Below are 26,965 nucleotides of genomic sequence, written 5' to 3'. Positions count from 1 at the left end.
TCGCATGGAACTGACCGTCGACCACATCCGCATCACCCTGGACCGGACCGCGATCCTGCGCGACGTGAGCCTTCAGGCCCACAAGGGCGAGATCGTCGGTCTCGTCGGCCCCAACGGCAGCGGCAAGTCCACCCTCCTGCGAGCGGTCTACCGCTCACTGCGTCCGGCGGACGGGGCCGTCAGGGTCGGCGAGGACGACGTGTGGGCGCTGTCGCCGCGCGCCGCGGCCCGCCGTACCGCCGCCGTCCTGCAGGACGCGGGCGGCAACATCACCGGCTTGACCGTCACCGAGATCGTCGCCCTCGGCCGCGCACCCCATCACGGTCTGCTCGGCCGTGACGGCACCGGGGACCGCGCGGTGGTGGCCGACGCCGTCGACCGCTGTGGCGTACGGCCCTTCGCGGACCGCGACTACGCCTCCCTCTCCGGCGGTGAACGCCAACGCGTGCTGTTGGCCCGCGCGTTGGCCCAGGAACCGCAGCTGCTGGTCCTGGACGAAGTCACCAACCACCTCGACATCCGGGCGCGGTTCGAGCTCCTCGACCTCGTCCGTGCCACCGGCATCACCACCCTCGCCGTCCTGCACGACCTCGACCTCGCCGCGCGCCTCTGCGACCACCTCGTCGTCCTGCACGAGGGGACCGTGGTGGCGGCGGGACCGGTCCTGGAGGTCCTGACCCCGCAGGTCCTCGCCGACGTCTTCGGCGTGAACGCCCGCACCGGACGACACGCCGACGGCGTCATCCGCATCACGTACACGGCCCAGCCGCTCGCGGGCGACAACGCCTCAGAGCCGGCGCGGGCACCATCCGGGGACACCATCTCGAGCAAGGAGAACAGTTGATGTCGCTGCGTGTTCAGATCCTGATGTACGACGGGGTCGAGGAGCAGGATGCCATCGGGCCGCGTGACGTGTTCGGGCATGCAGTACAGGCGGGCGGTCAGGTGGAGACGACACTGGTGCGACCGTCGGCGCCCGGCGAGGTGACCTGCTTCTTCGGCACCAGGATCGTGGTGCCGACCGCCTGGGATCCCACCGATGCCGATGTACTGATCGTGCCGGGCGGGGGTGATCAGTTGATCAAGGATCCGGAGGTTCTGCGGGACCTCGTGCGGGCGCAGGAGGCGGGCGTCACCGTCGCCGGTGTCTGTACCGGGGTCCTGGTGCTGTCCGCGGCGGGGTTGACCAAGGGCCGTCCGTGCACGACCCACCACCTGGGCAAGGCCGACCTGGCCGCCCAGGGAGGCAAGGTGATCGACGCACGGGTCGTCGACGACGGCAACCTGGTGACCGCGGGCGGTGTCACCAGCGGAATCGATCTGGCGCTGTGGCTGCTCACCCGCGAGTGCGGAGCATCCGTCGCCCTCGGCGTCGAGTCGATCATGGAATACGAGCAGCGGGGTGCCGTCTGGCGAAGCTCCTGATCACCGGACCCGCCGGGGCACGGGGCTGTTTTCGGCCTACGGCCCGCCGCAGGCGCGAGCAGCCACGAGGACGCCGCAGACGAGCCGGCGGGTCCCCACGCATCCAGCGGAGTGCCTTCTGCCGCCTCCGCGTGTCGCGCGTGTGAACGCCCCGATGTTCCCGTCCGTATCAAACAACAGCCCCATTGGCAGCAGGAGTTGACAGTGTCCCCGACATCGGCCGCAGCGCGGGGCGTTGGCCTGCGTCCGCTGCGGGCGGGCGTCTTCGCCGCCGTCTGCGTAGTGACGACGGCGTTCGGTCACGCCCTGATGTCCGGCGACCTGCTGCCCTGGTGGGCCCTGGGGGCGGCGTACACCGGGACGGCCACGGCTGCCTGGTGGCTGACCGCCCGTGAACGCGGCGTCCTCACCGTGGTCGGGGCCACCACGGCCGTACAGGCGCTACTGCACCTGTGGTTCGACCTGACCCACATGCTCGTCCGGATGCCGTCCGGTGAGCCTGCGCGGGCGTCGGTCTCCGATATGGATCATGCGATGGCGCTCTCCGGTTCCGGGATGGTCATGCACATGGGCCACGCGGACATGGCGATGGCGCCCGTAGGCCCGGCTCGCGCCGCGTCCGACCTGTCGGCGGGGTCCGTGCTGATGCACCAGGGGTCTGCCGGAATGTTTCTGGCGCATCTGCTGGCCGCCGTGGTGTGCGGGCTGTGGCTGTGGCGTGGCGAGACGGCGGTCCACCGGCTGGGCCGGGCCCTCGCCGTCATGCTGCTGGCGCCCCTGCGCCGCGTCCGCCGGCTGCTCGCGGGCCGGGTAGCGGTTCGGCGTGCTCGCGTCGCCCGCCCGGCCGCGGTCACCGCGCAGGCACCTCTCGCCGCCTCTGCGGCGTTGCGGCACACCGTCATCCGCAGGGGGCCACCACGGGCCGCTTCGGCCGTTCTCCGTCCGTCGACGACCGGTCCGCTGTCCGCCGCACCCCTCTGAAGTCCTGTGTGATTCCCGGGGGTTGGGCGACGGGCCGCTTCGTTCGCGGGTCCAGCGTGCGCTCTTGCGCGCCCGGCCCGTTCACCTTGCCCGGCATGTGCCTGCCCGCCTGCCTGCGGGGGCGCGTGCCTGCCCATCGATCGGGAGTTCCATGTACCACCGCTCGTCCGCCGCCCATCCGTCCCCGTCCGGCACCCCGTCGGCGCCCCATCCACTGCGCCGGGCGCCCCGGCTCGCCGTCGGCACCGCTTTCGTGACCGCCCTGGCCGCCTTTCTCGCCGGCTGCGGAGGCGAGCCGTCCGATCACGCCGCCGCCAAGCCGAAAACGTCGGCCTCCGCCCACAACATGGACAACATGTCAGGGATGGCGATGGGGGACCCGTCGGCCACTCCCGCCTACAAGATCCCCCATGCCGCAGTGGTGGAAGGCACGTTCAAGCTCCTGGACACACGGCCGCCTGGCCTTGACCACGTCAAGGGCACGGCCTGGCTCGCGCAGGGGGCGAAGGGCACGACCGTCACCGTCAAGCTGACGGGTCTGAAGCCGGGGGCCTCCTACATGGCGCATCTGCACGCCCAGCACTGCTCGGCCGACAACGGCGGCGCGCACTTCCAGTTCGTCGAGGGCGGCCCCGCCAAGCCGCCCAACGAGGTGCACCTCATGTTCGAGGCCGACCAGAAGGGCACCGTGATGACCACGGTGGACAACGCCCGTAAGACGGGCAAGGGCGCGGTCGCCATCGTGGTCCACCCCAGCGACGCCCTCGACAACCGCATCGCATGCGCGGACTTCGCCTTCTGAGGGCACCGGCCGTGCTCTGCGCGGCCGCGTGTGCCCTCCTGTCCGCCGGCAGCACGTCGGCCTATGCCCACACAGCGCTCCAGACGGCGTCGCCGGCGCCCGGGGCCAAGGTCGGGCCCGACACCCGCGTCATCGCGCTGACGTTCGGCACGCTGCTGAAGGGGGCCGTGCCCAAGATCTCCGTGGCCGGACCGGACGGCAAGCCGCTGCCCGTCGGCGAACCCGTCGTGGTCCCGGGCTCCACCGTGTGCGCGGCCGTCCACGGGCTGCCGGCCGGCGTCGGCTCCATCACCTACACGGTGCGGGCCGTCGACGGCGACGCGCAGACCAACCGCTTCCTGTTCCAGGTGACGAAGAGCGCGAAAGCGGCGCCGGTGCCTCCCGCGTGCCGGGGCCGACAACTGCCGAGCCCGCCCAGGGAGCAGGCGATCGGCCTCCTCGAACACCGGGGGACCATGGTGGCCGGTGTGTCGGCCGCAACTGCGTTGCTGACCACGGTGGTTGGAGTGTTCGTCGTACGCAGGCGACGGCGCGGTTCTGCCGCCGCGGCAGGGGGTGACGTCGTGATCGGGTGAACGACCCTGGCGCCCGCGTACTGGGGGCAGGCCGCGGGCACCGCCGGGAAGCCGGGGCGCCGGAAACCTCGAACTCCTCGGGGCTCCGGTGCCCCTCGGCCCGACTGCTTCAAGGCAGCGGCCGAAAACGACCGGGTGCGGGGCGACTTGACGCCGGACACCGGCCGGACGGCGTCCCGTCCTGCACGGTGACGGCGCCCTGTGCGCCGCCGAGACAGCGCGAGGTCCGCCCATGTCCGTCAGCTCCGACGCCCCCGAGGTACCCGACCCAGGCTCCTCGAGGATTCCGGCGGCATGACCGCCGGTCATTCTGCCGGAGGAGCCGGGCACCCCATGGCGGGAATGGACATCTCGGGAGACTCGGCCTGGCCGCCATGAGCCTCGACGGCACCGCCGAAACCTGACAGCCGGCATCCTCGCCCTCATCCTGCCGGCATTCGCTCTCCGCTGGCCGGCTCGCGCCTTCGACGCCGCCCGTGCCGTGCCGGCGGAAGCAGGGGGACCGGTGACGGACGTCCGAGCTGACGCGTTGTCACCAGCCTGCCACGCGGGCATGGCTCTCGGGGCGGCGGCGATGTTCGTGCTGCCTCTCTGAACAGGAACCGGGTCGCAGGCGCGTGCCCGCCCCTGGGCTCCCGCCGCTGCCCTTGAAGCCGCGGGGCCGGGTGCGCCGACCCGCGGACGTCTGCGTGGGGGGCCGGTACCGCGGTACTGATGCGGTGGGCGTACGGCGGACACGAGGGAACGCCGTGTCCCCGCCAGGGACACGGCGTTCGAGGCGGCCGGCGTGCTCAGTCGCGGGCGGGAGGCGTGTAGAAGGAGCCGACGGAGGTCCAGACGCCGTTCTTGACGACCACGCGTTGCACACTGCGGGTGCCGAGATGGTCGTCGGCGCCGAACCTCATCACCGGCGACACCCCGGGGTCCACCGAGGACGCCTTCTGGTACGCGGCGACGATGGCCTGGGACGTGACCGGCCCCTTGACGGTCTTGGCGATCTGGGCGAACACCTTCGCGTTGCTCCAGCCCCACAGGGCGAGGAACCCGGCGTCCTGACCGGGCTCGTACTTCGCCATCGCGGCACGGAACTCCTTGACCGACGGGTCGGGGTCCGAGGGCGCCTTCACCAGCTGCACGGCCTTGAGGCCCTCGGCGGCGTTCTTGGCCAGCGAGATCGTCGACTCGGCGGCGACGGGAGCGTAGGCGTAGGTGGGCAGGGAAAGTCCCTGCAGCTTGGCCTCCTTGACGAAGGCGGCCGCCTCCGGCGAGGTGAGGATCAGGATCACCGCCTGGGGCTTCGCCGCCTTCACCTTGCTGATCACCGGTGTGTAGTCGGTGGTCTGGTACTTGACCGGCAGCCGGTCGACCTCGACCGAGGGATCCACCTTCTTCGCGACGGGCTCCACCTGCTTGGCGACGTTCACGAACGCCGCCGGGTCGCTGTGCACGACGAGGATCTTCCTCGCGCCGTCCTGCACGGCCCACGCGGCCACCGCCGCGGCCTGGTCCTCGTAGAGGGTCTGTGTGCCGAACAGGCCGGGGCGCGGCGGCTTGTACCAGTTCTCGGCGCCGCCCACCTCGTTCAGGACCGGGACCCTGGACTGGTTGAGGACGAACGGGAAGGCCGCCTCGGCCTGGGAGGTGCCGTTCGCGTTGACGATGGCCACGACCTTGTCCTGGCCGATCAGTTCACGGGCGATCTGCACGGTCTGCTGCGGGTCGGCCGCGTTGTCCTTGACGGTCCACCGGATCTTGCGTCCGTTGACGCCGCCCTGGGCGTTGAGCATCTTGAAGTAGGCGTCGGCGCCCGCCTTCTCGGGCACGCCGTACGCGGCGGTGGAGCCGGTCAGCGGCAGCCACGCGCCGATGTGTATCTCGGAGGAACTCGCGGCGGCTCCCGCGGAGTCCTGGCCGGCGCACGCGTTGGCGGTCAACGCCACCGCGGCCAGGACGGCCGCCGTTCCCGCGGCGCGGCGGAGTTTTCTTACGGTCCGGAACATGGTCCACCTCGTTCGCTACAGGAATCAGTTCACTCGTGAGGCCCGGGCGGCGGCCGCCGCGTTCGGGCCGGCCTCCGGGCCGCCGCCGAAGTACGCCGCCTCCGCCTGTGCCGCGAACGCGGGATCGCCCGGCCGGCCGTGGGCGGCGACGACGCCCTCGTGCAGCACGGCCACCTCGTGACAGACGGACATGGCCCGGCTGAGCAGTTGCTCGAGCAGGACGACGGTCAGGCCGTCCCGGGCCAGCGCGGCGAGCCGGTCGTAGACCTCGTCGACCAGGGCGGGGGCGAGCCCGAGCGCCGGTTCGTCGACGATCAGGACGTCCGGCGCGACGATCAGGGCGCGGGCGATGGCGAGCATCTGCTGCTCGCCGCCGGACAGCCCGCCGGCCGGCGCGGACATCCGGTCGCGCAGCCGCACCGGCAGCCACTCGACGGTCTCCTCCAGCCGCTCGCGCAGCCGCGCGCCGGTGACGCCGCCCGCGTACGCGGCGACTTCGAGGTTCTCGCGCAGGGACAGCGTCTTGAACAGGGCCCGCCCCTCGGGCGCCAGGCTGGTGCGGACGCCCGCGCCCGTCTCCCTGACGCCGTGCGCGGCGGTGAGGGAGCCGTGCAGGATGCCGGCCAGGGTGCTCTTGCCCGCGCCGTTGGCTCCGGCGACGCCGAACACGACGCCCTGACGGACATCGAGGTCGACGTCGCGCAGGGCGACCACGCCGCCGTAGGTGTGGCCGATGCCGTGCAGGCGGATCATGCCGCGTTCGCCGGTGTGCTCGGGCGGCCGGGTCCTGGCGTCGACCGTTCCCAGGTACGACGAGCGCACCTTCGGGTCCTGCAGCACGGTGTCCGGGGTTCCCTCGCCGATGGTGCGGCCGAAGTCGAAGGCGAGGACCCGGTGGGCGACGGAGAAGAGGTCGTCGAGGACGTGGTCGATGACCACCACGGCGGTGCCGCCGGCGTGCAGCCGCCTGATGTGCCCGGCGAGCAGGGCGCGTTCACTCGCGTCGAGGCCGCCGAACGGCTCGTCCAGCACCAGGAGTTTCGGGTTCTCGGCCATCGCGCGGGCGAGGTCGAGGCGTTTCTGCAGACCGAACGGCAGCTCCCCGGGGCGGCGGTCGGCCACCTCCGCGAGGCCGACGGAGCGCAGCAGTCGCGCGACCTCGGCCCGGTCCCGGCCGGTGATCCGGCGACGGGTGCACAACACGTTCTCGGCGACGGTGAGTTCGGAGAAGACCTCCGCGTGCTGGAACGTACGGCCGATGCCCAGCCGCCGGCGCGCGGTCGCCCTGGTCCGCAACAGGGGCCGGCCGGCGAAGTCGGCGGTTCCGCTCACCCGGCCGTTGCCGGTGAGTCCCGACAGGGCGTTCAACAGGGTCGTCTTTCCCGCCCCGTTGGGCCCGATGACCGCCAGGATCTCGTTTCGCCGCAGGGTCAGCGAGGCGTCCTCCAGGGCCTGGAGTCCGCCGTAGGAGACCGACACGTGCTCCAGGCGCAGCAGCACGGAGTCGTCGGTCGGCGGCCGGAGCGCGGCGGGGGCGGTCGACTCCTCGGCGGGCGGGGCGGGTCGGGTGTCCGCTCGGCGCAGCAGACGCCGCGCGAGACCGCGCGCGGGTCGGGCCAGGAACGGCACGACGCCACCGGGCAGGAAGAGGAGCACGCAGATCAGGACGAGGCCCTGCACGACCGGCTGGGGGAGGCCCACTGTGGAGGACAGCGAGGGGTTCCACGTCAGGTAGACGCCTCCGGCCACGGCGCCGAGGATGCTGCCGACCCCGCCGAGCACGCACGCCGCGATCAGCGAGATGCCGAAGGACAGCGAGAACGGGTCGGGGCTGACGAAGCCGGTGAGCAGCCCGAGCAACACGCCCGCCAGGCAGGTGCAGGCCGCGCTCACGGCGAAGGACAGCGACGACTGCGCCTCCGGGGCGATGCCGATCGTACGGGCGGCCAGGGGGTGCGACTTGGCGGCCACGAGCCGCATCCGCAGCCCCGAGGCGGCGGCCGGCACCGCCAGCGCGAGCACCACCGCGGCCGCCCCGACCGCCAGGTACTGGGCCTCGGCACCGCCGCCCAGGACCGTGCCGAGGCCGAGCGCGCTGCGCAGCTGGACGACCGGCACTCCCTGGTCGCCGCCGGTCACGCTGCTCCAGCGGTTGACCAGTTCGAGGGTGACCATGGTGAAGGCGAGGGTCAGCAGGGCGATGTAGAGCACCGAGAAGCGGGCGCCCGCGTACCCGAGGAAGGCGCCCAGGACGGCGCCGATGGCGACGGCACCGAGCACCACCGCTTCCAGGGGCCAGTCGTGGCCACTTCCGTACGCCGCGACGTACGCGCCGATGGCGAAGAACGCGGGGTGGCCCACCGACCAGATGCCGGACCAGCCGGCGAGCAGGCCGACCGAGAGCACGACGACGGTGTACACGGCCGCGAGCCCGACGGAGTACATCTGGTACGCGGGGATCGCGCCGGAGGCCATGAACGCCATCAGCACCGCGCCGGCGGCCGGACCCAGGGCGGCCTTGGCCAGGAGGGAACGGTTGAAGACCATGGATGCGACCCCTCAGACCCGTTGGAAGGTGCGGGTGCCGAACATGCCCTGCGGACGGATCAGCAGGACCAGCACGGTGAACGTGAACACGAACGTGTCCCGGAAGCTGGCGGAGACGTAGTTGGCCGCCAGGTTGTCCAGGACGCCGATGGTCAGCCCGCCCAGGACCGCCCCGTACATGCTGGTCAGACCGCCCAGGAAGATCCCGGCGAAGGCCCGGAACAGCGGGGCGACCAGCGCGGTGGGCACCAGACCCGCGCGCGGCGCGTACAGGCAGGCGGCGAGCGCGGCCAGCCCCAGGCCGAGCGCCCAGGAGATCCGCGCCAGCCGCTGGGCGCTCAGCCCGACCACGCGGGCGGTGTCGGCGGACTCGGCGACGGCGCGCATGGCCGAGCCGAGCGTGGTGCGGGCGAACAGATAGCCCACCAGGGTCATCGCCACGGCGGCGACGCCGATCGTGACCAGACTCTGCACCGGCAGCGCGGCGCCGGACCAGCGCACCGTCCCGTCGACCAGGCTGGGGAAGGACTTGGGCTGGTCGCCCCAGATCGATCCGGCGGTGCTCTCGGCGATCAGGGACACGCCCATCGTGACCACGAGCGCGGAGAACAACTGGCCCTGCCCCAGCGGCCGGATCACCGTCTCCCGGACGAGCAGGCCCGCCGCGACGGTGATGGCGACGGCGGCGAGAATGCCGAGCACCGTGGCCACACCGTGGTCGTGGAGCGAGACCGCCACGTACAGGCCCAGTGTCGCGAGCGACGCCATCGCGAAGTTCACGACGTCCGTGGCCCGGTAGATGATGACCAGTCCCAGGCCCATGAGGCCGTAGACGGCTCCGCTGGCCAGACCGCTGACCAGGACAAGCAGGAACTGACTCACAGTCCCTCCCCCGAGGAAGGGCGCGTTCGCGCCACACGTGCAAGCGGCATGATCACCTCACGAACCGCGAAGTTAAAGTGAACTCAATTCAGTAAGCTAGGCACTCCGGTGCGGGGCGGGCAAGCCTCGTGCACGGGATTTGTGCGGGGCGGCCCGCAGGGGCTCAGCGCGCGGCGGTCGCGGGCGGCCCGGCGAGCGCGGTCCGCGCCGCCGCCAGACCGAAGACCAGCGCCGGGGCGAGGCCGCCCGCGTAAGCGCGCCGGTACAGGCCGCCCGCGTCGGCACCCGCCGCCAGCAGCCCCGGGATCGGACCGGCCCCGTCCGTGTCCGCGGACCGCACGCGTGCCTCCGTGTCGATCAGCAGGCCGCCGAAGGTGAACGTGATCGCCGGGGCCGCCTCGACGACGTAGAAGGGCGGTTCGTCCAGCGGCCGCCGGTCCAGCAGCCGGCCGGGTGCGGTCGCGGCGTTCGCCCGCGCGGCCGCGTTGAACTCCTCCACCCGGTCGCGGATCGTCGCGCCGGGATAGCCCCACTCCTCGGGCATCGAGGCGAAGTCCTCCAGGCTGTCGGCCACCGCGCTGCGGGCGCCGGCGCGGTGGCACAGCTGGAACTTGTCCAGGCCGGGGATGCCCTCGACGTAGGAGGCGCTGATCCACTCGCGGTGCACGCGCGCGTCGGCGACCAGCAGGCCCCGGGCCTCGGGCCGTTCCAGCAGCGCCATCGCCGTCAGGTGGTCCCCGACCGTCTCGTCGACGAAGCGCTCGCCGGTCGTGTCGAAGAGCAGGGCGTGCTCGCTGTAGTACAGCGCCAGGTCGACGAAGCGCGCGGGGTCGGCCAGGGAGACGCCCGCCGGCATCAGGTGGCCGTAGAAGCCCGCGTCCTTCTTCCCGAACGCGGCGCCGGCCGAGCGGCCGAGCGTGAGGCCGTCGCCCCGGCTGTGCGGGTTGGCCCGCAGCCCCATGTCCGCTGCCCGGGGGTGGACGTGTTCGGCGCGCAGGCTCGGATCGCCCTGGAATCCGCCGGTGGCCAGGAGCGTCCAGGTGGCCTCGATCCGGCGCACCGATCCGTCCGGCAGGACGCACTCCGCGCCCTTGACCACGCCGTCGTCCGTCACGAGGGCGCGGGTCCAGGTGTCGGTCAGCACCTCCTGGCCCCGGTCGCGGATCAGCCGTTCGCACGTGTCGAGGTAGTGGTTGGTGTCGACCTGGTGCCCCCGGCCGAAGCCGAGCACGGGCACCGGCGGCCGGCACTCCACACCGAGCGACCGGATCCAGGCCACCCCGTCGGCGAACCCGTCCACCAGGGCGGTGGCCAGCTCCGGGTCGCCGTCCGGGTTGACCCGGCGCATCTCCTCGACCGTCGGGGTCGTCCAGACGAAACCGGCGAAGCGCGCGGAGCCGCCGGTGCGTTCCGCCTTCTCCACCAGGACCACCGTGCCGCCCTCGGCGGCCACTCTCGCGGCGGCCGAGAGACCGGCCATGCCGCCGCCTATCACCAGAAGATCCACTGTCTCCGCATCCATAGCGGGTCCCACCGCCTTCGTGTCGCCGAGCGGGACAAGACGCTAATTGAACTCACTTCTGGAGTCGAGAGGGTGGGTGGCGCGAGGTGTCCCCGCGTGACTGACTGACGTACCGGCCTCCCGCACGGCAAGCGGCACGTCAGTCGGGAACCAGGACCGCGCGCCCCCGCACCTCACCGGACCGGAGCCTCGCGATTGCGTGCGGTGCCTCCGACAGCGGGAACTGCTCGGCCCCCACGCGCAGGACGCCGTCGCGGGCCAGGGAGACCACCGTCCGCAGTTCGGGCAGGGTTCCCCAGAAGGGCAGTGAGATCCGCGTTCCCGGAGGCAGCGTCCCCGGTTTGCGGACCGTCAGTTCTCCGCCGCCGCTGCCCACCACGGCCAGTTCCCCGCCCGGCCGCAGCACCTCCACCGCCAGCGCCAGACTGGACCGGCTGCCGACGAAGTCGAGCACGGCCGCCGCGCCCGCGCCGCCCGTCCGGCTGCTCAGGGTCGCCGCCGTGTCGGGCCGCAGGAGGGTGCCGAAGTGCGCGCCGCACTCGTCGGCCAGCGCGAGCGCCGCCTCACGCACGTCCACGGCCAGCACCCGCGCGGTCGTCGTGGCCCGCAGCAGCTGAACGGCCAGATGCCCCAGACCGCCGACGCCGATGACGACCACGCCGGCGCCCTCGTCCAGGGCGCCCCGTACCGCTGCCAGGGCGTGATACGCCGTGAGTCCGGCGTCCGACAGGGGCGCCGCCTGTACGGCCGGCAGGTCGCCCACCGGCACCACCAGCCGCCCGGACGGCACGAGCAGCAGATCGGCCATCCCGCCGTCCCGCCCGAGCCCCGCCCCGGTCCCCACGCGCTCCGCGTCCAGCGCCGCCCGCCGGTCGCAGTAGTTGTCGGCTCCCGCCGCACAGCGCGCGCAACTCCCGCAGCCCCAGGGGCCGTACACGACCACGCGCTCGCCGATCGCCGGGCCCGTGGCCAGCGGGCCGCGCTCGACCACACGGCCCGCGGTCTCGTGCCCGAGGGTGAACGGGAGCCGGTACGGAAGGGCGCCCGGGGACGCGTCGATGACATGGAGGTCCGAACGGCACAGGCCCGCCGCCTCCACCTCGATGAGGACCTCTTCGCCCGTCGGGCGCGGCCGGGGCACCTCGGTGAGTTCCGGCGGACCGCCCCAGCGGGTCAGCCGGACCGCTCTCGTCCTGCCTGTTGACATACCCGGGACATTAACAAAAATGAAGTCAGTTCAGTAGCCGACCGTGGGGTGGTGACCGTACGTGGAGGGTGAGCGCGCGGGGCGCTTCGACGGGCGGGTCGCGCTCGTCACCGGCGCGGGATCCGGCATCGGCGCGGCGGCCGCCCGGCGACTCGCCGCACAGGGTGCCCGGGTTCTGGTGGCGGACATCGACGGCCGGGCGGCCCAGGCGGTCGCCAAGGAGCTGCCGCGGGCGCACCCCCTGACCGTCGACGTGGCCCAACCGGCCCAGGTCGACGAGGCGTTCGACGAGTTGGTACGACGGCACGGGCGGCTCGACGTCGTCGTGCACGCGGCCGGCGTCGACGACCCCGCCGCCAAGGAGTGGATCGCCGAGGCGCTGCTCGCGGACCGGCCGCCGGAGGTGACGGCGCGGCTCGGCGACGAAGCGTGGCGCCGCGTCATGCGCGTCAACCTCGACGGCACCTTCCATGTGCTGCGGGCGGCCGTGCGGGTCATGGCACCGCGCCGGTCGGGAGCCGTTGTCACCGTCGGCTCCTCCTCGGCCTTCGACACCCTGGTCGGCTACCCGCACTACGCGGCCTCGAAGGCCGGGGCCCACGCGCTGAGCCAGTCCGTCGCCAAGGAGGCCATCGCGTTCGGCGTCCGCGTCAACACGGTGGCGCCCGGGCCGACCGAGACCGGCATGGCGGCGCGAACGCCCGCGGCGCTGCGGCAGGGCTTCGCGGACGGTCGGGTACGGCCGTACGCCACACCGGAGGAGATCGCCGACGTCGCCCTGTTCCTGGCGAGCGAGGAGGCGGCGAACCTCGTGGGCGCGGTGCTGCTGGCCAACGGCGGACGGTTCACGGTGTGAGCGCCGAACCGTCGTGGGCGACCGCCCGGTCCCGGCGGACGGCGGCGCCCGTCCCGCGCAGCCGCACGATGTCACCGACCCGCGCCCCCTGGGGCGGGCGCGGCCGAGGGAGGTACGCATGTTCCGGCTCGACGCCGACCCCGCGCTGCTGCGGGAGACCGAGGAGCAGCGCCAACTGCGCTCCGTCCTGCGGGAATTCCTCGCGCAGACCTGCGGACCGGAGGAGGTCCGCAAGCAGGCCGGCAGCCCGCGGGGCCACGACGAGGTGCTGTGGCACCGGCTCGCCGGCGAGATCGGCGTCCATGGGCTCGCCGTCCCCGAGGAGTACGGGGGCGCGGGCGGCACGTTCGCCGAACTCGCCGTGGCGATGGAGGAGACCGGGCGTGTGCTGTGCCCGGCGCCGCTGCTGAGCACCGTCGTCCTCGCGGGGCACACCTTGCTGGACAGCGGTGACCGGCGGGCCTGCGCACGCTGGCTGCCGGGCATCGCCGACGGCACGCTCACCGCCACGGTCGCCGGATTCCCGCAGCCGGGCGGTGTCACGGCCGAACGGGGCGCCGGTGGCTGGGTGTTGCGCGGCGGGGCCGATTTCGTGCCCGACGGGGCGGGCGCGGATCTGCTGCTGGTCGTGGCCCGGGCGCCGGACGGGGAGCGGTTGTTCGCCTGCGAACCCGACCCCGCGACCTGCGAGCGCACGGCCCGTCGCGTCCTCGACCCGACCCGCCGGCAGGCGCTCGTCCGCTTCCGGGGAGCACCGGCCGAGCCGGTCGGTGAGCCCCAACGGGCGCCGGACACGGTCGCCGGGGTCCTCGACGCGGCACGGGCGGCGCTGGCCGCCGAGCACGTCGGCGGGAGCGCGCACGCCCTGGACGCCGTACTCGCGCATGTGGGGCAGAGGACCCAGTTCGGGCGCCCCATCGGGTCGTTCCAGGCGGTCAAGCACCGGCTCGCCGACCTGCTGGTCGAGGTCGAGGGCGCGCGGTCGGCGGCGGCGTACGCGAGCGCCTGTCTCGCCGGACGGCGGACGGACGAGCTGCCGGTGGCGGCGAGCGCGGCCGCGGTGGCCTGCACCGCCGCCTACCGGCTGGCCACCGCGGAGTACGTGCAGCTGCACGGCGGCATCGGCTTCACCTGGGAGCACCCGGCCCACCTGTATCTGCGCCGGGCCCGGGCCGACGAGGCGCTGTTCGGCACCGGCGACGACCACCGTCTGCGCCTGGCCGGACTGCTGGGGCTCACCGGCCGCATCGGCTGACTTCTCGGGCGGACCGGCGGCGGCCGGTCCATTGACAGGGGCGTCCACTGCCCACAGAATCGAACTCAATTCAGTTCAGTTTGGAGGAACTCATGGCAGTCGAGGACGAGATCCAGTTCGAGCGCGACGGGCACGTGGCGCGGGTCTGGCTGAACCGCCCGCACAAGAAGAACTGCGTGACCGTGCCGATTCTCGAGCGGCTGGACGAGATCATCACCGAGGTCGACGCGGACCCGGAGCTGCGCGTGCTGATCCTGCGCGGCCGCGGCAACACCTTCTGCTCCGGGTTCGACCTGGACAGCCTCAAGGCCGACTTCGTCGGCCGGTCCAACGCCATCGACGTCGCCGTGCTGTCGGCGAAGGTCTGCGACCGGCTCTACTCGATGAAGACCCCGTCGATCGCCGTCCTGGAGGGCCACGTCACCGCGGGCGGCTTCGAGCTGATGATCTCCTGCGACTTCGCGATCGCCGCGGACGACGCCCTGATCGGCGACTTCCACATCCGGCGCGCGCTGTTCGGCGGCGCCGGCCCGATCTACCGGGTGCCGCGCATGATCGGCGTGCGCAAGACCAAGGAGCTCATGCTCACCGGCAAGCTGCTCACCGGCGTCGAGGCGGCCGAGTTCGACCTCATCAACGCCTCGGCCCCCGCCGACAAACTCGACGCCACCGTCGAGGAGTTCGCCGACCAGCTCGTCGACAAGAGCCCGTTCACCATGTGGATCACCAAGATGACCATCGACCGCAGCCTCGACGCCGACATCCAGTCACTGATGGTCATGGAGCACCTCGCGGTCGGCGTGATGCTCAACTCCGAGGACGCCGCCGAGGGCGTGTCGGCGTTCCTGGAGAAGCGGGAGCCGCAGTGGAAGGGCCGCTGAGCGACGTGCCGGAGACCGGGGCCCGGCTGCGGGGCTCCCGGTGCGCCGACTGCGCGGTGGCCGTCCACCCCGCCGACCCCGCCTGTCCGCGCTGCGGCGGACCGGCCGAGCCGGTCGAGCTCTCCGGCACCGGCACCCTGTGGACCTGGACCGTGCAGCGCTACGCGCCCAAGTCGCCGCCCTACGTCCCACCCGCCGCCGGCTTCGCGCCGTTCACCGTCGGATACGTCGAACTGCCGGAAGGTGTACGGGTGTTGGCCAGGCTCGACATCCGGCCCGAGGACGCGGAGATCGGCATGCCGGTGACGCTGACGGCCGGCGACGGCGTACCCAGGGCAGCGGGAGCCGCCGTATGAGCGGCGAGGACGTGCTGGTCTGCGGTGCCGGGATCACCTCGTTCGCCCGTACGGAGGCGAGCGGCCGGCAGCTGGCCGTGCAGGCCGTGCGGGCCGCTCTCGCCGACGCCGGACTGCCGTGGTCGCGGGTGCGGGCCGCGTACGGCGGCAGCGACGCGGCCGGCAACGCCGACACGCTGGTCGCCGAACTGGGCCTGACCGGAGTGCCGTTCACCAACGTGCGCAACGGCTGCGCCACCGGCGGCAGCGCGCTGGTCTCGGCCGCCCACGCCATCCGCTCCGGCGCGGCGGACGTGGCGCTCGCCGTCGGCTTCGACAAGCACCCGCGCGGCGCCTTCGACCCACGGCCCGCCGACTGGGGACTCGACGAGGCCTACGGCCGCGACGGGCTGATGGTGACCACCCAGTTCTTCGCCATGAAGATCCAGCGGTACATGCACGACCACGGCATCAGCGCCCGCACCCTGGCACTGGTCGCCGAGAAGGCGTACGCGAACGGGGTGCTCAACCCCCACGCCTGGCGCCGCAAGCCGCTCGACGCGGACGAGATCCTGGCGTCCGGGATGGTCAACGATCCGCTGACCCGCTACATGTTCTGCTCACCCGGCCAGGGCGCGGTCGCCCTGGTCCTGTGCAGCCCGTCCGTGGCCCGCGAGATCAAGGCGAGGGCCGTCACCCTGCGGGCGGCGGTCGTGCGCACCCGCCGGTTCGGCTCCTTCGAGGTGTTCAGCCCCTGGGCGCCCCCAGGGACCCCCACGAGCGTCAGCGCGGACGCCGCCCGAAGCGCCTTCGAGCAGGCGGGGCTCGGGCCGCGGGACATCGACGTGTGCCAGCTGCAGGACACCGAGAGCGGCGCCGAGGTGATGCACCTGGCCGAGTGCGGGTTCTGCGAGGACGGCGAACAGGAGTCCCTCATCCCGTTCGGGGCGACCGGGATCGGCGGCTCGCTGCCGGTCAACACCGACGGCGGATGCATCGCCAACGGCGAGCCCATCGGCGCCTCCGGACTGCGCCAGGTCCACGAGATCGTGCAGCAGCTGCGCGGACGGGCCGGCGAACGACAGGTGCCCGGCGATCCGCGCACCGGCTTCACCCATGTGTACGGGGCGCCCGGCGTCAGCGCCTGCACCGTGCTGACCCGTTGAGAGGAGGACCATGGACGGCATACCCGGCCCGGACGAGTTCCGGGCGCAGGCCCGCAGCTGGCTGAGGACCGTGGCGCCGGCGCGCGCCACCCACCAGGAGTGGGGCCGGGGCGACGACTCGGTGGCCGTCTTCGAGAACTGGACCGAGGACGAGGAACGCGCCCACACCGAGCGGACCCGGGCCTGGGAGCGCACCCGACACGACCAGGGCTGGGGCGCGCTCTCCTGGCCGGCGGAGTACGGAGGACGCGAACTCCCCGCGCACTACGAGCAGTTGTACCGGGCCGAGGAATCGGCGTTCGACGTGCCGCGGCGCACCGAGATCTTCCCGGTCACCCAGCAACTCGTCGCCCCCGCCCTCCGCATCTGGGGCACCCCGGAGCAGAAACGGCGCCTGCTGCGCCCCCTGCTCCGCACCGACGAACTCGCCTGCCAGCTCTTCTCGGAGACCGAGGCGGGTTCCGACCTCGCCGCCGTCCGCACCCGGGCCGTACGGGAGGACGACGGCTGGCGGCTGAACGGTCACAAGATCTGGACCTCCGGAGCCCGGGTCGCCACCTGGGGCGTGGCCGTCTGCCGGACCGACCCCGAGGTGCCCAAGCACACGGGCATCACGGTCTTCCTGGTCCGGATGGACGCGCCGGGCGTCACCGTACGGCCCATCCGGCAGATGACCGGCGGCTCCAGCTTCAACGAGGTCTATCTGGACGACGTGTTCGTCCCCGACACCGACCGGCTCGGACCCGTCGGCGAGGGCTGGCGGGTCGCCCTCACCGTGCTCGCCGCCGAACGCCTCGACTCCGGCGGACTCGGCCTGGACAACGCCGACCGCGCCCTCGACCTCGCCCGGCACCTGCCCCGACCGCTGAACGACGGCGAACGGCAGCAGGCGGCCGACCTGTTCGTCCGCGCCCTGGTCCAGCGGCTCATCGCCGTACGGGTCACCTCGGCGCTGGCGGCCGGCCGCGCACCCGGCGCCGAGGCCTCGGTCGGCAAGCTCCACGCCACCGCGACGATGCGCGCCACCACCGACCTCGTCCAGCAACTCCTCGGGCCGCGGCTGGCCGCCGACACGGGGGAGTGGGGCACGTTCGCCTGGACCGAGCACCTGCTCGGCGCACCCGGCTACCGCATCGCCGGCGGCAGCGACGAGATCCAGCGCAACATCCTCGCCGAACGCGTCCTCAGACTGCCCAAGGAGCCGAAGGGAGCAGGGCGTTGAGCACCACGACCGAAGTGAGCGAACTCGCCGGCCGGGTCCGGGGCCGACTGGCTCCCCGGCACCCCGACACGCCCCTCGGCGAACTCCGCACCCTGCCGGGCGGCCACTCCGGTCTCACCTACCGCATCGCGGCGGGCCCGGTGTCGTACGTCATCAAGGCGGTGCCACCGGGCCGGCACCCCGTCGGCCGCAATGACGTGCTGCGCCAGGCCCGGATCCTGCGGGCTCTTGCCGGATCGTCCGTCCCCGTGCCGGAGATCGTTGCCGCCGACGAGGCCGAACCCGCCTGGTTCGCCATGGAGTTCGTGGACGGCGAGGCGATCGAGCCGGTCCTCGACGAACACCGCCTCGATCCGGGACTGTGCCGCACGCGGATGCTGGCCGCGGCCCGCGTGCTCCGCGATCTGCACGACACGAAGGCACCGGAGACCGCCGAAGCGCTGGCCGCGGCGGGTGAGTTGGACAGATGGAGCCGCACCATGCGCGCGGTGCCGGCCGAACTCCGCTCCGGCGCCGAGGACGTGCTGGCGGCTCTGGGCTCCCGCGTCCCGGGCGGTGTTCCCCCGGTGCTCACCCACGGCGACTTCCGCCTGGGCAACGTCCTGTGCCGGGGCGCGCGGCCGGCCGCCGTCGTCGACTGGGAGATCTGGGGACTCGGCGATCCACGCATCGACCTCGCCTGGTTCCTCCTCTTCGCCGACCATCGCAACTTCCCCCGGCTCGGCCGCGCCGTCCCCGGACTGCCCACCGAAGGGGAACTGCTCGACGCCTACCTCGACGGCCGCCCCGAACCTCCCGCCCTCGACTGGTTCCGCGCCCTGGCCCGCACCAAGATGGCCGCGATCATGGGCCACAACCTGCGCCGGCACCGCGAGGGCACCCACCTCGACCCCGACCAGGAGCGGCTGCCGCCGACCATCGCGGCGATGATCCGCTCGGCCCACGGCATCCTCGCCCGACGGCCCTGAAGGAGCGCCACCATGGATTTCGCACTCTCCCCGCGGGCCGACGAACTCCGTTCGCGCATGGCCGCGTTCATGGAGGAGTACGTCCTGCCCGCCGAGCCGGTCCACGACCGGCAGCTCGCCGAGGCCGATGACCCGCATGAACTGCCACCAGTGATGCGGGAGTTGAAGGAGAAGGCCCGGGCTGAAGGACTGTGGAACCTCTTCCTCGCGCACGGGAACTGGGGCGCGGGCCTCACCAACCTGGAGTACGCGCCGCTCGCCGAACTCGCCGGACGGTCGGTGATCGGGCCCGAGGTGTTCAACTGCTCGGCACCCGACACCGGGAACATGGAACTGCTCGCCCTCTTCGGCACACCCGAGCAGCAGGACCGCTGGCTGCGGCCGCTGCTCTCCGCCGAGATCCGCTCGTGCTTCGCCATGACGGAGCCCGAGGTGGCCAGCTCCGACGCCCGCAACATCCGCACCCGGATCACCCGGGACGGCGACGAGTACGTCGTCAACGGGCACAAGTGGTACACGTCCGGAATCCTCGATCCCGACTGCCGGCTGATCATCCTCATGGGCGTCACCGATCCCGACGCGCCGACGTACCGGCAGCAGAGCATGCTGCTCATCCCGCGCGACACCCCGGGCATCACCGTGCTGCGCGATCTCCCCATGTTCGGCTACACCGACCGCTGCGGCCACGGAGACGTGCTCTTCGAGGACGTACGGGTGCCGGTCTCGGCGCTCCTCGGCGGTGAGGGCGAGGGATTCGCCCTGGCGCAGGGGCGGTTGGGCCCGGGACGGATGCACTACGCCATGCGGGCGGTCGGATTCGCCGAGCGCGCACTGGAGTTGATGTGCCGCCGGACCCTGACCCGCACCGCCTTCGGCGGCAGGCTCGCCGAACAGGGCGTCGTACGGGAGTGGATCGCCCGCAGCCGCATCGAGATCGAGCAACTGCGGCTGCTGGTCCTCAAATCGGCCTGGCTGATGGACACCTCGGGCAACGCGGCCGCCCGGACGGAAGTCGCCGCGATCAAGGTGGCCGCGCTGGAGGTCGCGCACCGGGTGGTCGACCGCGCGGTCCAGGCGCACGGGGCCGCGGGGGTCAGCGACGACACCGTCCTGGCCCGGCTGTACGCCATCACCCGGGCGCTGCGGATCGCGGACGGACCGGACGAGGTGCATCTGCGGACGGTGGCACGGCGTGAACTGGCCAAGTACCCCGAGGAGTCGGCGTGAACGGACGACAACTGGACGGCCGGGTCGCCGTCGTCACCGGCGGTTCCCGGGGCATCGGCCTCGGAATCGCCAAGGCGTACCGGGAGGCGGGCGCCCATGTGGTCATCGCCTCCCGGAAGGCGGACGGCCTGGCCGCCGCACGCGAGGAACTACTGCGGATCAAGGGGGACGGCGAGATCCACGAGGTGGTCGCCAACGTCGGCGAGCCCGAGGACGCCGAGGCGTGCGTCGAGGAGACCATGTCCCGCCTCGGCCGACTCGACATCCTCGTCAACAACGCGGCCACCAACCCCTACATGGGCGACCTCCTCGGCCTCGACCTGCCGCGCGCGGAGAAGACCGTACGGGTCAACCAGTACGGCATGCTCGCCTGGACCCGGTACGCGTGGCGGGCGTGGATGAGCGAGCACGGGGGAGCGGTGGTCAACATCGCCTCCGTCGGCGGGATCGTCGTCGACCCGCACATCGGCTGGTACAACGCCACCAAGGCCGCCATGCTCCACATGACCCGGCAACTCGCCTACGAGCTCGGGCCGATGGCACGCGTGAACGCCATCGCGCCCGGGCTGATCAAGACGGAGCTGGCCCGCGCCGTGTGGGAGCCGCGCGAGCCCGTCCTGACCGCGAGGCTGCCGCTGCGCAGGCTCGGGACGGTGGAGGACGTGGCGCACGCCGCCGTCTTCCTGGCGTCCGAGGCCTCGGCCTGGATGACGGGCCAGACACTGGTCCTGGACGGCGGGGCCACCGTGCTGCCGATCGGGGTGGACGCGTGACGGCCGCCGAGCTGTTCTCGCTGCGGGGGCGCACGGCCGTGGTCACCGGGGCCTCCTCGGGGCTCGGGGCCCGGTTCGCCACGGTCCTCGCGTCGGCCGGCGCCAGTGTGTTCGCCGCCGCCCGGCGACCGCACAAGCTCAAGGAACTCGCCGCCGACGACCCGCGCGTTCACCCCGTCGTCTGCGACGTCTCGCGCGAGGAGGACCGCGTCCGGCTGATGGGGACCGCGCTGGACGAGACCGGCCGGATCGACGTCCTGGTCAACAACGCGGGGGCGCCGGGCGCCGTACGCGCGGAGGACGAGAGCGCGGAGGACTTCGCGGGGGTGCTGGACGTGAACCTGGTGGCTCCCTTCCACCTCGCGCGGCTGCTGGCCGAGGCGCCGGTTCCGGACGGCGGCCGTACTCGCTCGGTCGTGAACGTGTCCTCCGTCCTGGGTCTTGTCTCCGGCGCGCCGCTGGGAGGCGCGGCCTACGCGGCGTCCAAGGCCGGGCTCGTCGGGCTGACCCGGGAGCTGGCGGGTCAGTGGGGGAGGTCGGGGGTGCGGGTCAACGCGCTCGCACCCGGCTGGTTCCGCTCGGAGATGACGGACGAGCTGTTCTCCGACGAACGCTCACGGCGCTGGGTCGAACGGGGCACGATGCTCGGACGCGGCGGCGAGCGGGGGGAGTTGGACGGGGCGCTGCTCTATCTGGCCTCGGACGCGTCCTCGTACTGCACCGGGCACGTGCTCACCGTGGACGGCGGGTGGACGGCGCGATGAGGGTCACGGCCGAGGTCGACGACGACGGGCTGGCACGGGTCGAGATGTGCCGGGGAGCGGGCAACGCGATCGACCTGGCGACGGCGCGGGCGCTGCTGGACGCCGCGCGGGAGTGCGAGAAGGCGCGGGTCCGGGCGGTGCTGCTCACCGGGCGGGGGCGGTCCTTCTGCGTCGGCGGCGACCTGAAGGAGTTCGCCGAGCTGTCGGGGGAGCGTCTGGCGGACCACCTCACCGAGGTCACCGACGCGCTCCACGGGGCACTGCGGATCCTCGCCGGCCTGGACGCTCCGCTGGTGGTCGCCGCGCAGGGGGCCGTCGCCGGGGCGGGGCTGGGTCTGCTGGCGGCGGCGGACGTCAGCCTCGCGTCGACCGACGCGGGCTTCACGGCCGCCTACACCGCGATCGGGTACACGCCGGACGCCGGGGTCAGCTGGGCCCTGCCCCGGCTGGTCGGACCCCGGCGGGCGCTGGACCTGCTGCTGACGAACCGGCGCGTGACGGCCGAGGAGGCGCTGCGGCTGGGGCTGGTGGGCCGGGTCGTCGCCCCGGAGCGGCTGACCGAGGAGGCCGTGGGGACGGCCCGGGCACTGGCCCGTGGAGCCACGTCGGCGTACGGCGTGACCCGCCGCCTGGTCACCCGGGCCCTCTCGGCCGGCCTCGCGGACCACCTCGACGAGGAGTCCCGCCACCTCACGGCCGCGGCGGCGTCGGCGGAGGGCAGGGAGGGCGTGACAGCGTTCCTCGCGGGCCGCCGACCGGACTTCCGGCGGCTCGACGGGGGCGGGGCCGAAGCCCCTTCCCCGGCGGCGTCGTCCTGACCCGCTTCGGTGACGGCTCCGCCACGCGAGCCCGCGTCCCGACCCGCTCGCGACCTCGGCGCTGCCCCAGCCCGCGCTCGCGTCCGCATTCAGCCGACGGGTGAGACGACCCGCGCCCCAGCCATAGCGCCCGCCACCGGTCCCCCGAGGGCCGGCCCGGGCGCCCCACGTCCAGCGCCCGCGTCCCCGATTCGGGACCGACTTGAACTTGGGTCTACTCTCGGACGACCGGGCGGTGATCGGAACCGTCCGTGGAGGAGAAGGAGAGACGATGGCGAGGGCGCGGATCGTGGATCCGGAGCAGGGGCCCAGGTCGAAGCGCGGCGCGATTCTCGTGGCCGCCGTGGAGCGGTTCGGGGAGGACGGCTACGAGAACACCAAGTGGTCGGAGGTGGCCGACCGGGTCGGCATCGGGCAGACCGCCCTCTACCACTACTTCGAGTCCAAGGCCCACTGCCTGCTCACCATCATGCGCCTGGAACTCCAGCGCTCCCACGACCAGTTCGTCGAGGCCACGAAGGACGAGACGGAACCGGTGGAGGAACTGCGCGCCGCCGTGCGCGCCGCCTTCGCCGTCACCGAGCAGGAGATCCGCCAGATGCGCATCCTGCAGGCCAACATGTCGCTGCTCGCCACCCCGCGGAAGTCCAAGCGCGAGGAGACCGAACGCGTCGCCGCCCGCCAGCTGGTGCAGATGGTCGAGCGTGACTGGACGAACCTGCTGATGCGCGGCATGTCCAAGGGCGCCTACCCGGTCCGCGACGCGCACACCCTCGGCCTCGCCGTCCTGGGCATGATCGTCAGCGTCTGGCGCTGGTACCGCCCGAGCGGGGCGATCCCCCTGTCGGAGATCAGCGAGATGATCGAGGGCTGTGTGGTGCGGATGGTCGCGGAATAGGCCTCGGCCCCGCGGAATACGCCCCCGGCCCCGCGGAATACGCCCCCGCCCCGCCCCTTGTCGGCGGCGGGGCGGGGGCCTTACAGTCAAACTGAACTGAACTCAGGTTGTTTCTGGAACTGAGGGAGAGCGATCGGCAGTGGTGATTCGCGAATACATGGCCCGGATGGACGGCCAGGACCCGGACAAGGCCCTCGAACTCCTGGAACCGGACTTCCGGTTCCTCATCTCCCTCCCCGCCGGCCAACACACCGGCACGTCCCGCGACGACTTCTCCGCATACATCGCCGGCCGCCACGCGGTGGACCGCCGGCACGAGATCGTCCGGTACGCGGTCGACGGGGACGTCGAGACGGCGTACGGCTTCGTCGTCGACCAGGGCGTGACGACCGGGGCCTTCCTCTCCGCCGCGCTGATCTCGCCCGCCGGGCTGATGGCCCGCTACCAGTCGTTCTTCACCCCCGACTTCGACCTCGTGGACCGGCCGTGAGCGCGCCGGCCACCTCCGCCGCCCCGTTCCTGACCACCTGGTTCGGGATCCTCGACAGCGACGACGCCTACCGCATCCTGGACCTGATCAGCGAGGACTTCTCCTTCTCGATCCTCTTTTCCACCGGGGGCGACGCCGGCACCGACTTCCACGGCGGACGGGCCGAGATGGAGGGCTACCTCGCCCAGCGCGAGGTGGGCGTGCGCACCCACCACCTGCTCACCGCGTCCACGGTCGGCCGGGACGAGCTGTATCTCGGCGAGGTACGCAGGTCCGGCGCACCGGAGGCGACCTTCGTGGCCTCGGCCCGGCTGGACGACGCGGGCAGGGTACGGCGGCTGCTGATCGGGCGCTCGCCCGCGGTCCTGTTCACCTGAGGAGGCGCGATGTACAACCTGGTCCTGCTGGCCGCCCGGCCGCCCGAGTGGACCCATGAGCGGTTCATCGCCTGGTGGCGCGGCGATCACGCCGAACTCACCCGGCGGCTGCCCGGCCTCAGGTCCTGGCGGCACACCGACCTCGACGCCGCCCTGGAACCGCGCTCTGAGGGCTGGGACGGGGTGTCCATCCTGAGTTTCGACACCCCCGAGGACCTGCGCACGGCACTCCGCAGCCCCGAGTGGGCGGCGGCCGTCGCCCAGGTCGGCGACATGCGCGGACGCCGGATCGCCGTCATGGGCGGCGAGATGGAGATGTACGGCGGCTGAGCATGCCCGGGGCGCGTCCCCGGGCCGACCCCGCCCACCCTCCTACACGCGGTGGGCCCTTCGCGACGAGGCGAGGAAGCGGATGCGACAGACAGTGCGGGAGTTCCAGCAACGGTCCGAACAGGCCGACTTCACGGCCGTCGTCGACGACCACGGACATCACGGCGCGCGCGATCTGCTGCGGCGGGCGACCGAGCTGGCCGAGGCGATGACCCCGGCCGGCACCCCGGGCGGCACGGTGCTGCTCCAGGCCGACAACTCGTGGCGCACGGTCGCCGCGACGCTCGCCGTCGGACTGACCGGCGGGGTCCTGGCCCTGGTCAACCGGCACACCACCCGCGCCGAGTTCACCGCCGCCCTGGAGGACATCCGGCCGGACGTCCTGATCGCCGAACCGTCCGCGATCGAGGACTGGGGTGCCACGGGAGCGCTGCCGGACGTGTCGGCGACGCAGGCCCTCGACGGCTGGACCGTCCTGGCCGGGCGCGGCCCGCGCGATGTCTCCCGGTGGTCCGGCGGTGCCGTCATCGGGCTGACCTCCGGCTCCACCGGCCGCCCCAAGGGCGTCGTCCAGTCGGAGAGCGCCCTGCGCTACGCGTGCTCGTGCACCGCCGAGGTCAACGGTCTGAGTGAGGGGGACGCGGTGGCCGCCGTCGTCCCGCTCTCCTCCACCGCCGCCTACTGCTTCGGGGTCTGTCTCGCACTGATGCTGGGCGGGCCGCTCGTGCTGTCCGGGCGGTGGGACCGCGAGGAGGCGCTCGCGCGGATGGCCGCCCATGACGTCCGGTGGACGATGTGCGTGCCGACCATGGCCTTCCAGATGGGGTCCGCGGCCGCCGGTTCGAAGGTCCTAAACGGGGTCCGTTCGATCACCGTCGGTGGGGGCCCCATGGACCGCGGGGCCCTCGCCCGTGCCGAACGCTCCCTGGGGACGACGATCCTGCGCGTCTTCGGCATGTCGGAGTGTCTCGGCCACACCTCGCCCCGGCCCGACGACCCCGAGGAGGTCCGCCTCGGCCGCGACGGACGGCCCTTCCCCGGCACCGATCTCCGGGCGGTGGCCCCCGACGGCACCGTTCTGGGGCCCGGCACGACCGGTCGCGCCCAGGTGCGCGGCCCTTCCCTCTTCCTCGGCTACGCCCGCGACGGCAAGGTCGAACCGCCGGCCCTCACCCCGGACGGCTTCTTCCCCACCGGCGACCTGCTGATGACCGCCGAGGACGGCACGGTCACCGTCATGGGCCGGGAGAAGGACGTCATCATCCGCGGCGGACGCAACCTCGACATCACCGAGATCGAGCGCGCCGTCGCCGCCCACCCGGCGGTGGCGCGCGCCTGCGTGGCCCCCGTGCCCGACCCGCTCCTCGGTGAACGCGCCGCCGTGCTGGTGGTGGTGGAGGACGGACACGGCGAACTCGGCCTCGACGAGATCACCGCACACCTCGCCCGCACCGGCCTGTCCAAGGCCAAGTGGCCCGAGTTCCTCTTCACCGTCCACGAGCTGCCGCAGACCACCGTCGGCAAACTCGACCGCTCCGGGGCCCGCGCGCTCGTCCACGACCTGCACGCGAAGGTCGCCCCCCACGCCGAACAGCACCGCCTAGGAGATGCATGACCACCCCCACGACCCACACGCCCCGTTTCGACCGCGGCCGTTGGGCGCAGGCCGGACCCGAGACCGTGGGACCCGGCGTCCACCGCATTCCGCTCCCGCTGCCGGACGACGGACTGCGCGCCGTCAACGTCTACGCGCTGGAAGGGCTGACGGAGGGGCTGGTCCTGGTCGACGGAGGGTGGTCGATCCCCGAGTCCCGTAAGGCACTTGAGGACGCGCTGGGCGAACTCGGCCACGACCTCGGCGAGATCGGCCATGTCCTGGTCACCCACATCCACCGCGACCACTACACCCAGGCCGTCGAACTGCGCAGGCTCCTGGGCTCCCGGGTCTACCTCGGCGCGGGCGAGCGGCGGGGTCTTGAGCTGCTGGGCGAACTGCGGACCGACGAGCCGGTCGGCTCGCTGGCCACCCTGCGGCAGGCCGGCGCCCACGAACTCGCCGAACAGGTCGCCGCGATGTACGACGGCGACTTCGACGCCACCGTCTGGGAGGCCCCCGACCGCTGGCTCCAGGCGGAGCAACTCGCCTTCGGTGACGTGGGCCTGACGGTCATTCCGACACCCGGCCACACCCAGGGACACGTCGTCTACCTCGACCAGGCGCGCGGACTGCTGTTCTCCGGCGACCACGTCCTGCCTCACATCACCCCCTCCATCGGCTTCGAACTCGGCGGCCCCGAACTGCCGTTGGGGGACTACCTCGACTCACTGCGGCTGATGACCACACTCGCCGACGCCCGGCTGCTGCCCGCGCACGGCCCGGTCGGCGACAGCGTGCACACGCGGGTCGGGGAACTCCTGGCCCACCACGACGACCGTCTCGCCGAGACGCTGGCCGCCCTCGACGGGCGTACCCGGACCGCGTACGAGGTGGCGGGGGAGCTGGGATGGACCCGCAGAAGGGTCCCCTTCTCGAAGCTCGGCGCCTTCGACCAGATGCTCGCCGTCAACGAGACGGCGGCGCACCTGGACGTGCTGGTGGCCCGGGGAAGCGCCGACCGCAGGCGGATCGACGAGGTCAACCGGTATACGCCCGTGGGTGGTTGA

Annotated in this window: 28 protein-coding genes; 23 read left to right on the top strand and 5 right to left on the bottom strand. The window is 72.8% G+C overall.

The window, feature by feature from the left end:
* The first annotated feature begins 4 nt into the window (after positions 1 to 4).
* From MKW14_RS06330 to MKW14_RS41500, 6 genes are all read left to right on the top strand, one after another.
* On the top strand, positions 5 to 844 hold the full coding sequence (locus MKW14_RS06330; protein ID WP_240859582.1) for an ABC transporter ATP-binding protein: 840 nt from the start codon (positions 5 to 7) through the stop codon (positions 842 to 844).
* Positions 844 to 1,425: a DJ-1/PfpI family protein gene (locus MKW14_RS06325; protein WP_240859580.1), complete on the top strand. Its 582-nt coding sequence runs from the start codon at positions 844 to 846 to the stop codon at positions 1,423 to 1,425. Before MKW14_RS06330 ends, MKW14_RS06325 begins: the two co-directional genes overlap by 1 nt.
* A 204-nt stretch (positions 1,426 to 1,629) precedes the next feature.
* A complete protein-coding gene (locus tag MKW14_RS06320; protein ID WP_240859579.1) occupies positions 1,630 to 2,406 on the top strand; it encodes a hypothetical protein in 777 nt (258 codons plus the stop codon).
* 151 nt (positions 2,407 to 2,557) lie between these two features.
* Entirely contained in the window at positions 2,558 to 3,208 is a 651-nt protein-coding gene (locus MKW14_RS06315; protein WP_240859577.1) for a superoxide dismutase family protein, read from the top strand.
* The gene (locus MKW14_RS06310) at positions 3,187 to 3,783 is read left to right on the top strand and encodes a copper resistance CopC family protein (protein ID WP_240859575.1); all 597 of its coding nucleotides are present in this window, start codon (positions 3,187 to 3,189) and stop codon (positions 3,781 to 3,783) included. The genes MKW14_RS06315 and MKW14_RS06310 overlap by 22 nt, the downstream gene beginning before the upstream one ends.
* Positions 3,784 to 4,090: 307 nt before the next feature.
* Positions 4,091 to 4,378 (top strand): DUF5134 domain-containing protein, encoded by a 288-nt coding sequence (locus tag MKW14_RS41500; RefSeq protein WP_374116541.1) that lies wholly within the window; start codon positions 4,091 to 4,093, stop codon positions 4,376 to 4,378.
* 196 nt (positions 4,379 to 4,574) lie between these two features.
* On the opposite strand, the gene MKW14_RS06305 is transcribed toward MKW14_RS41500, so the two are convergent.
* The 5 genes from MKW14_RS06305 to MKW14_RS06285 all read right to left on the bottom strand — a co-directional run bounded on the left by MKW14_RS06305 (position 4,575) and on the right by MKW14_RS06285 (position 11,941).
* A complete protein-coding gene (locus MKW14_RS06305) occupies positions 4,575 to 5,783 on the bottom strand; it encodes an ABC transporter substrate-binding protein (protein ID WP_240859573.1) in 1,209 nt (402 codons plus the stop codon).
* 24 nt (positions 5,784 to 5,807) lie between these two features.
* Positions 5,808 to 8,330, bottom strand: a complete 2,523-nt coding sequence (locus MKW14_RS06300; protein ID WP_240859571.1) for an ATP-binding cassette domain-containing protein — start codon at positions 8,328 to 8,330, stop codon at positions 5,808 to 5,810.
* A 12-nt stretch (positions 8,331 to 8,342) separates the two neighbouring features.
* On the bottom strand, positions 8,343 to 9,212 hold the full coding sequence (locus MKW14_RS06295) for a branched-chain amino acid ABC transporter permease (protein WP_240859569.1): 870 nt from the start codon (positions 9,210 to 9,212) through the stop codon (positions 8,343 to 8,345).
* A 163-nt stretch (positions 9,213 to 9,375) separates the two neighbouring features.
* Positions 9,376 to 10,719, bottom strand: coding sequence for an FAD-dependent oxidoreductase (locus MKW14_RS06290; protein WP_308314582.1), 1,344 nt, complete (start codon positions 10,717 to 10,719; stop codon positions 9,376 to 9,378).
* A 154-nt stretch (positions 10,720 to 10,873) separates the two neighbouring features.
* Positions 10,874 to 11,941 carry an NAD(P)-dependent alcohol dehydrogenase gene (locus tag MKW14_RS06285; RefSeq protein WP_240859567.1) on the bottom strand — a complete coding sequence of 356 codons (1,068 nt, stop codon included), beginning with the start codon at positions 11,939 to 11,941 and terminating at the stop codon, positions 10,874 to 10,876.
* Between the two features lie 61 nt (positions 11,942 to 12,002).
* On the opposite strand from MKW14_RS06285, the gene MKW14_RS06280 reads away from it, so the two are divergent.
* The 17 genes from MKW14_RS06280 to MKW14_RS06200 all read left to right on the top strand — a co-directional run bounded on the left by MKW14_RS06280 (position 12,003) and on the right by MKW14_RS06200 (position 26,965).
* Entirely contained in the window at positions 12,003 to 12,797 is a 795-nt protein-coding gene (locus MKW14_RS06280) for an SDR family NAD(P)-dependent oxidoreductase (protein ID WP_240859565.1), read from the top strand.
* A gap of 118 nt (positions 12,798 to 12,915) precedes the next feature.
* Entirely contained in the window at positions 12,916 to 14,052 is a 1,137-nt protein-coding gene (locus MKW14_RS06275) for an acyl-CoA dehydrogenase family protein (protein ID WP_240859563.1), read from the top strand.
* A 92-nt stretch (positions 14,053 to 14,144) separates the two neighbouring features.
* On the top strand, positions 14,145 to 14,933 hold the full coding sequence (locus MKW14_RS06270) for an enoyl-CoA hydratase/isomerase family protein (protein ID WP_240859561.1): 789 nt from the start codon (positions 14,145 to 14,147) through the stop codon (positions 14,931 to 14,933).
* Positions 14,918 to 15,289 carry a Zn-ribbon domain-containing OB-fold protein gene (locus tag MKW14_RS06265; protein ID WP_240859559.1) on the top strand — a complete coding sequence of 124 codons (372 nt, stop codon included), beginning with the start codon at positions 14,918 to 14,920 and terminating at the stop codon, positions 15,287 to 15,289. The genes MKW14_RS06270 and MKW14_RS06265 overlap by 16 nt, the downstream gene beginning before the upstream one ends.
* A complete protein-coding gene (locus tag MKW14_RS06260; protein ID WP_240859557.1) occupies positions 15,286 to 16,434 on the top strand; it encodes a thiolase family protein in 1,149 nt (382 codons plus the stop codon). Before MKW14_RS06265 ends, MKW14_RS06260 begins: the two co-directional genes overlap by 4 nt.
* A 10-nt stretch (positions 16,435 to 16,444) precedes the next feature.
* Entirely contained in the window at positions 16,445 to 17,656 is a 1,212-nt protein-coding gene (locus MKW14_RS06255) for an acyl-CoA dehydrogenase family protein (protein ID WP_240859556.1), read from the top strand.
* Positions 17,653 to 18,624 (top strand): phosphotransferase family protein, encoded by a 972-nt coding sequence (locus tag MKW14_RS06250; RefSeq protein ID WP_240859554.1) that lies wholly within the window; start codon positions 17,653 to 17,655, stop codon positions 18,622 to 18,624. The genes MKW14_RS06255 and MKW14_RS06250 overlap by 4 nt, the downstream gene beginning before the upstream one ends.
* Positions 18,625 to 18,636: 12 nt before the next feature.
* Positions 18,637 to 19,851: an acyl-CoA dehydrogenase family protein gene (locus MKW14_RS06245; protein WP_240859552.1), complete on the top strand. Its 1,215-nt coding sequence runs from the start codon at positions 18,637 to 18,639 to the stop codon at positions 19,849 to 19,851.
* Complete coding sequence (locus tag MKW14_RS06240) at positions 19,848 to 20,624, top strand: SDR family oxidoreductase (protein WP_240859550.1); 777 nt, start codon at positions 19,848 to 19,850, stop codon at positions 20,622 to 20,624. The genes MKW14_RS06245 and MKW14_RS06240 overlap by 4 nt, the downstream gene beginning before the upstream one ends.
* Positions 20,621 to 21,388 (top strand): SDR family NAD(P)-dependent oxidoreductase, encoded by a 768-nt coding sequence (locus MKW14_RS06235; RefSeq protein WP_240859548.1) that lies wholly within the window; start codon positions 20,621 to 20,623, stop codon positions 21,386 to 21,388. The genes MKW14_RS06240 and MKW14_RS06235 overlap by 4 nt, the downstream gene beginning before the upstream one ends.
* Positions 21,385 to 22,206, top strand: a complete 822-nt coding sequence (locus MKW14_RS06230; protein WP_240859546.1) for an enoyl-CoA hydratase-related protein — start codon at positions 21,385 to 21,387, stop codon at positions 22,204 to 22,206. Before MKW14_RS06235 ends, MKW14_RS06230 begins: the two co-directional genes overlap by 4 nt.
* Before the next feature lie 271 nt (positions 22,207 to 22,477).
* Positions 22,478 to 23,104, top strand: a complete 627-nt coding sequence (locus MKW14_RS06225; protein ID WP_240859544.1) for a TetR/AcrR family transcriptional regulator — start codon at positions 22,478 to 22,480, stop codon at positions 23,102 to 23,104.
* A gap of 139 nt (positions 23,105 to 23,243) precedes the next feature.
* A complete protein-coding gene (locus MKW14_RS06220; RefSeq protein ID WP_240859543.1) occupies positions 23,244 to 23,594 on the top strand; it encodes a nuclear transport factor 2 family protein in 351 nt (116 codons plus the stop codon).
* A complete protein-coding gene (locus MKW14_RS06215) occupies positions 23,591 to 23,971 on the top strand; it encodes a hypothetical protein (RefSeq protein ID WP_240859542.1) in 381 nt (126 codons plus the stop codon). Before MKW14_RS06220 ends, MKW14_RS06215 begins: the two co-directional genes overlap by 4 nt.
* Before the next feature lie 9 nt (positions 23,972 to 23,980).
* Positions 23,981 to 24,301 carry an EthD family reductase gene (locus MKW14_RS06210; RefSeq protein ID WP_240859539.1) on the top strand — a complete coding sequence of 107 codons (321 nt, stop codon included), beginning with the start codon at positions 23,981 to 23,983 and terminating at the stop codon, positions 24,299 to 24,301.
* A gap of 82 nt (positions 24,302 to 24,383) precedes the next feature.
* The gene (locus MKW14_RS06205) at positions 24,384 to 25,916 is read left to right on the top strand and encodes a class I adenylate-forming enzyme family protein (RefSeq protein WP_240859537.1); all 1,533 of its coding nucleotides are present in this window, start codon (positions 24,384 to 24,386) and stop codon (positions 25,914 to 25,916) included.
* Positions 25,913 to 26,965 (top strand): MBL fold metallo-hydrolase, encoded by a 1,053-nt coding sequence (locus MKW14_RS06200; protein WP_240859535.1) that lies wholly within the window; start codon positions 25,913 to 25,915, stop codon positions 26,963 to 26,965. Before MKW14_RS06205 ends, MKW14_RS06200 begins: the two co-directional genes overlap by 4 nt.

Source organism: Streptomyces gilvus, assembly GCF_022513565.1.
Taxonomy (GTDB): Bacteria; Actinomycetota; Actinomycetes; order Streptomycetales; family Streptomycetaceae; genus Streptomyces; species Streptomyces gilvus.
Note: the sequence above shows the minus strand (reverse complement) of the source record. Positions and strands in the feature narration are given on the sequence as shown.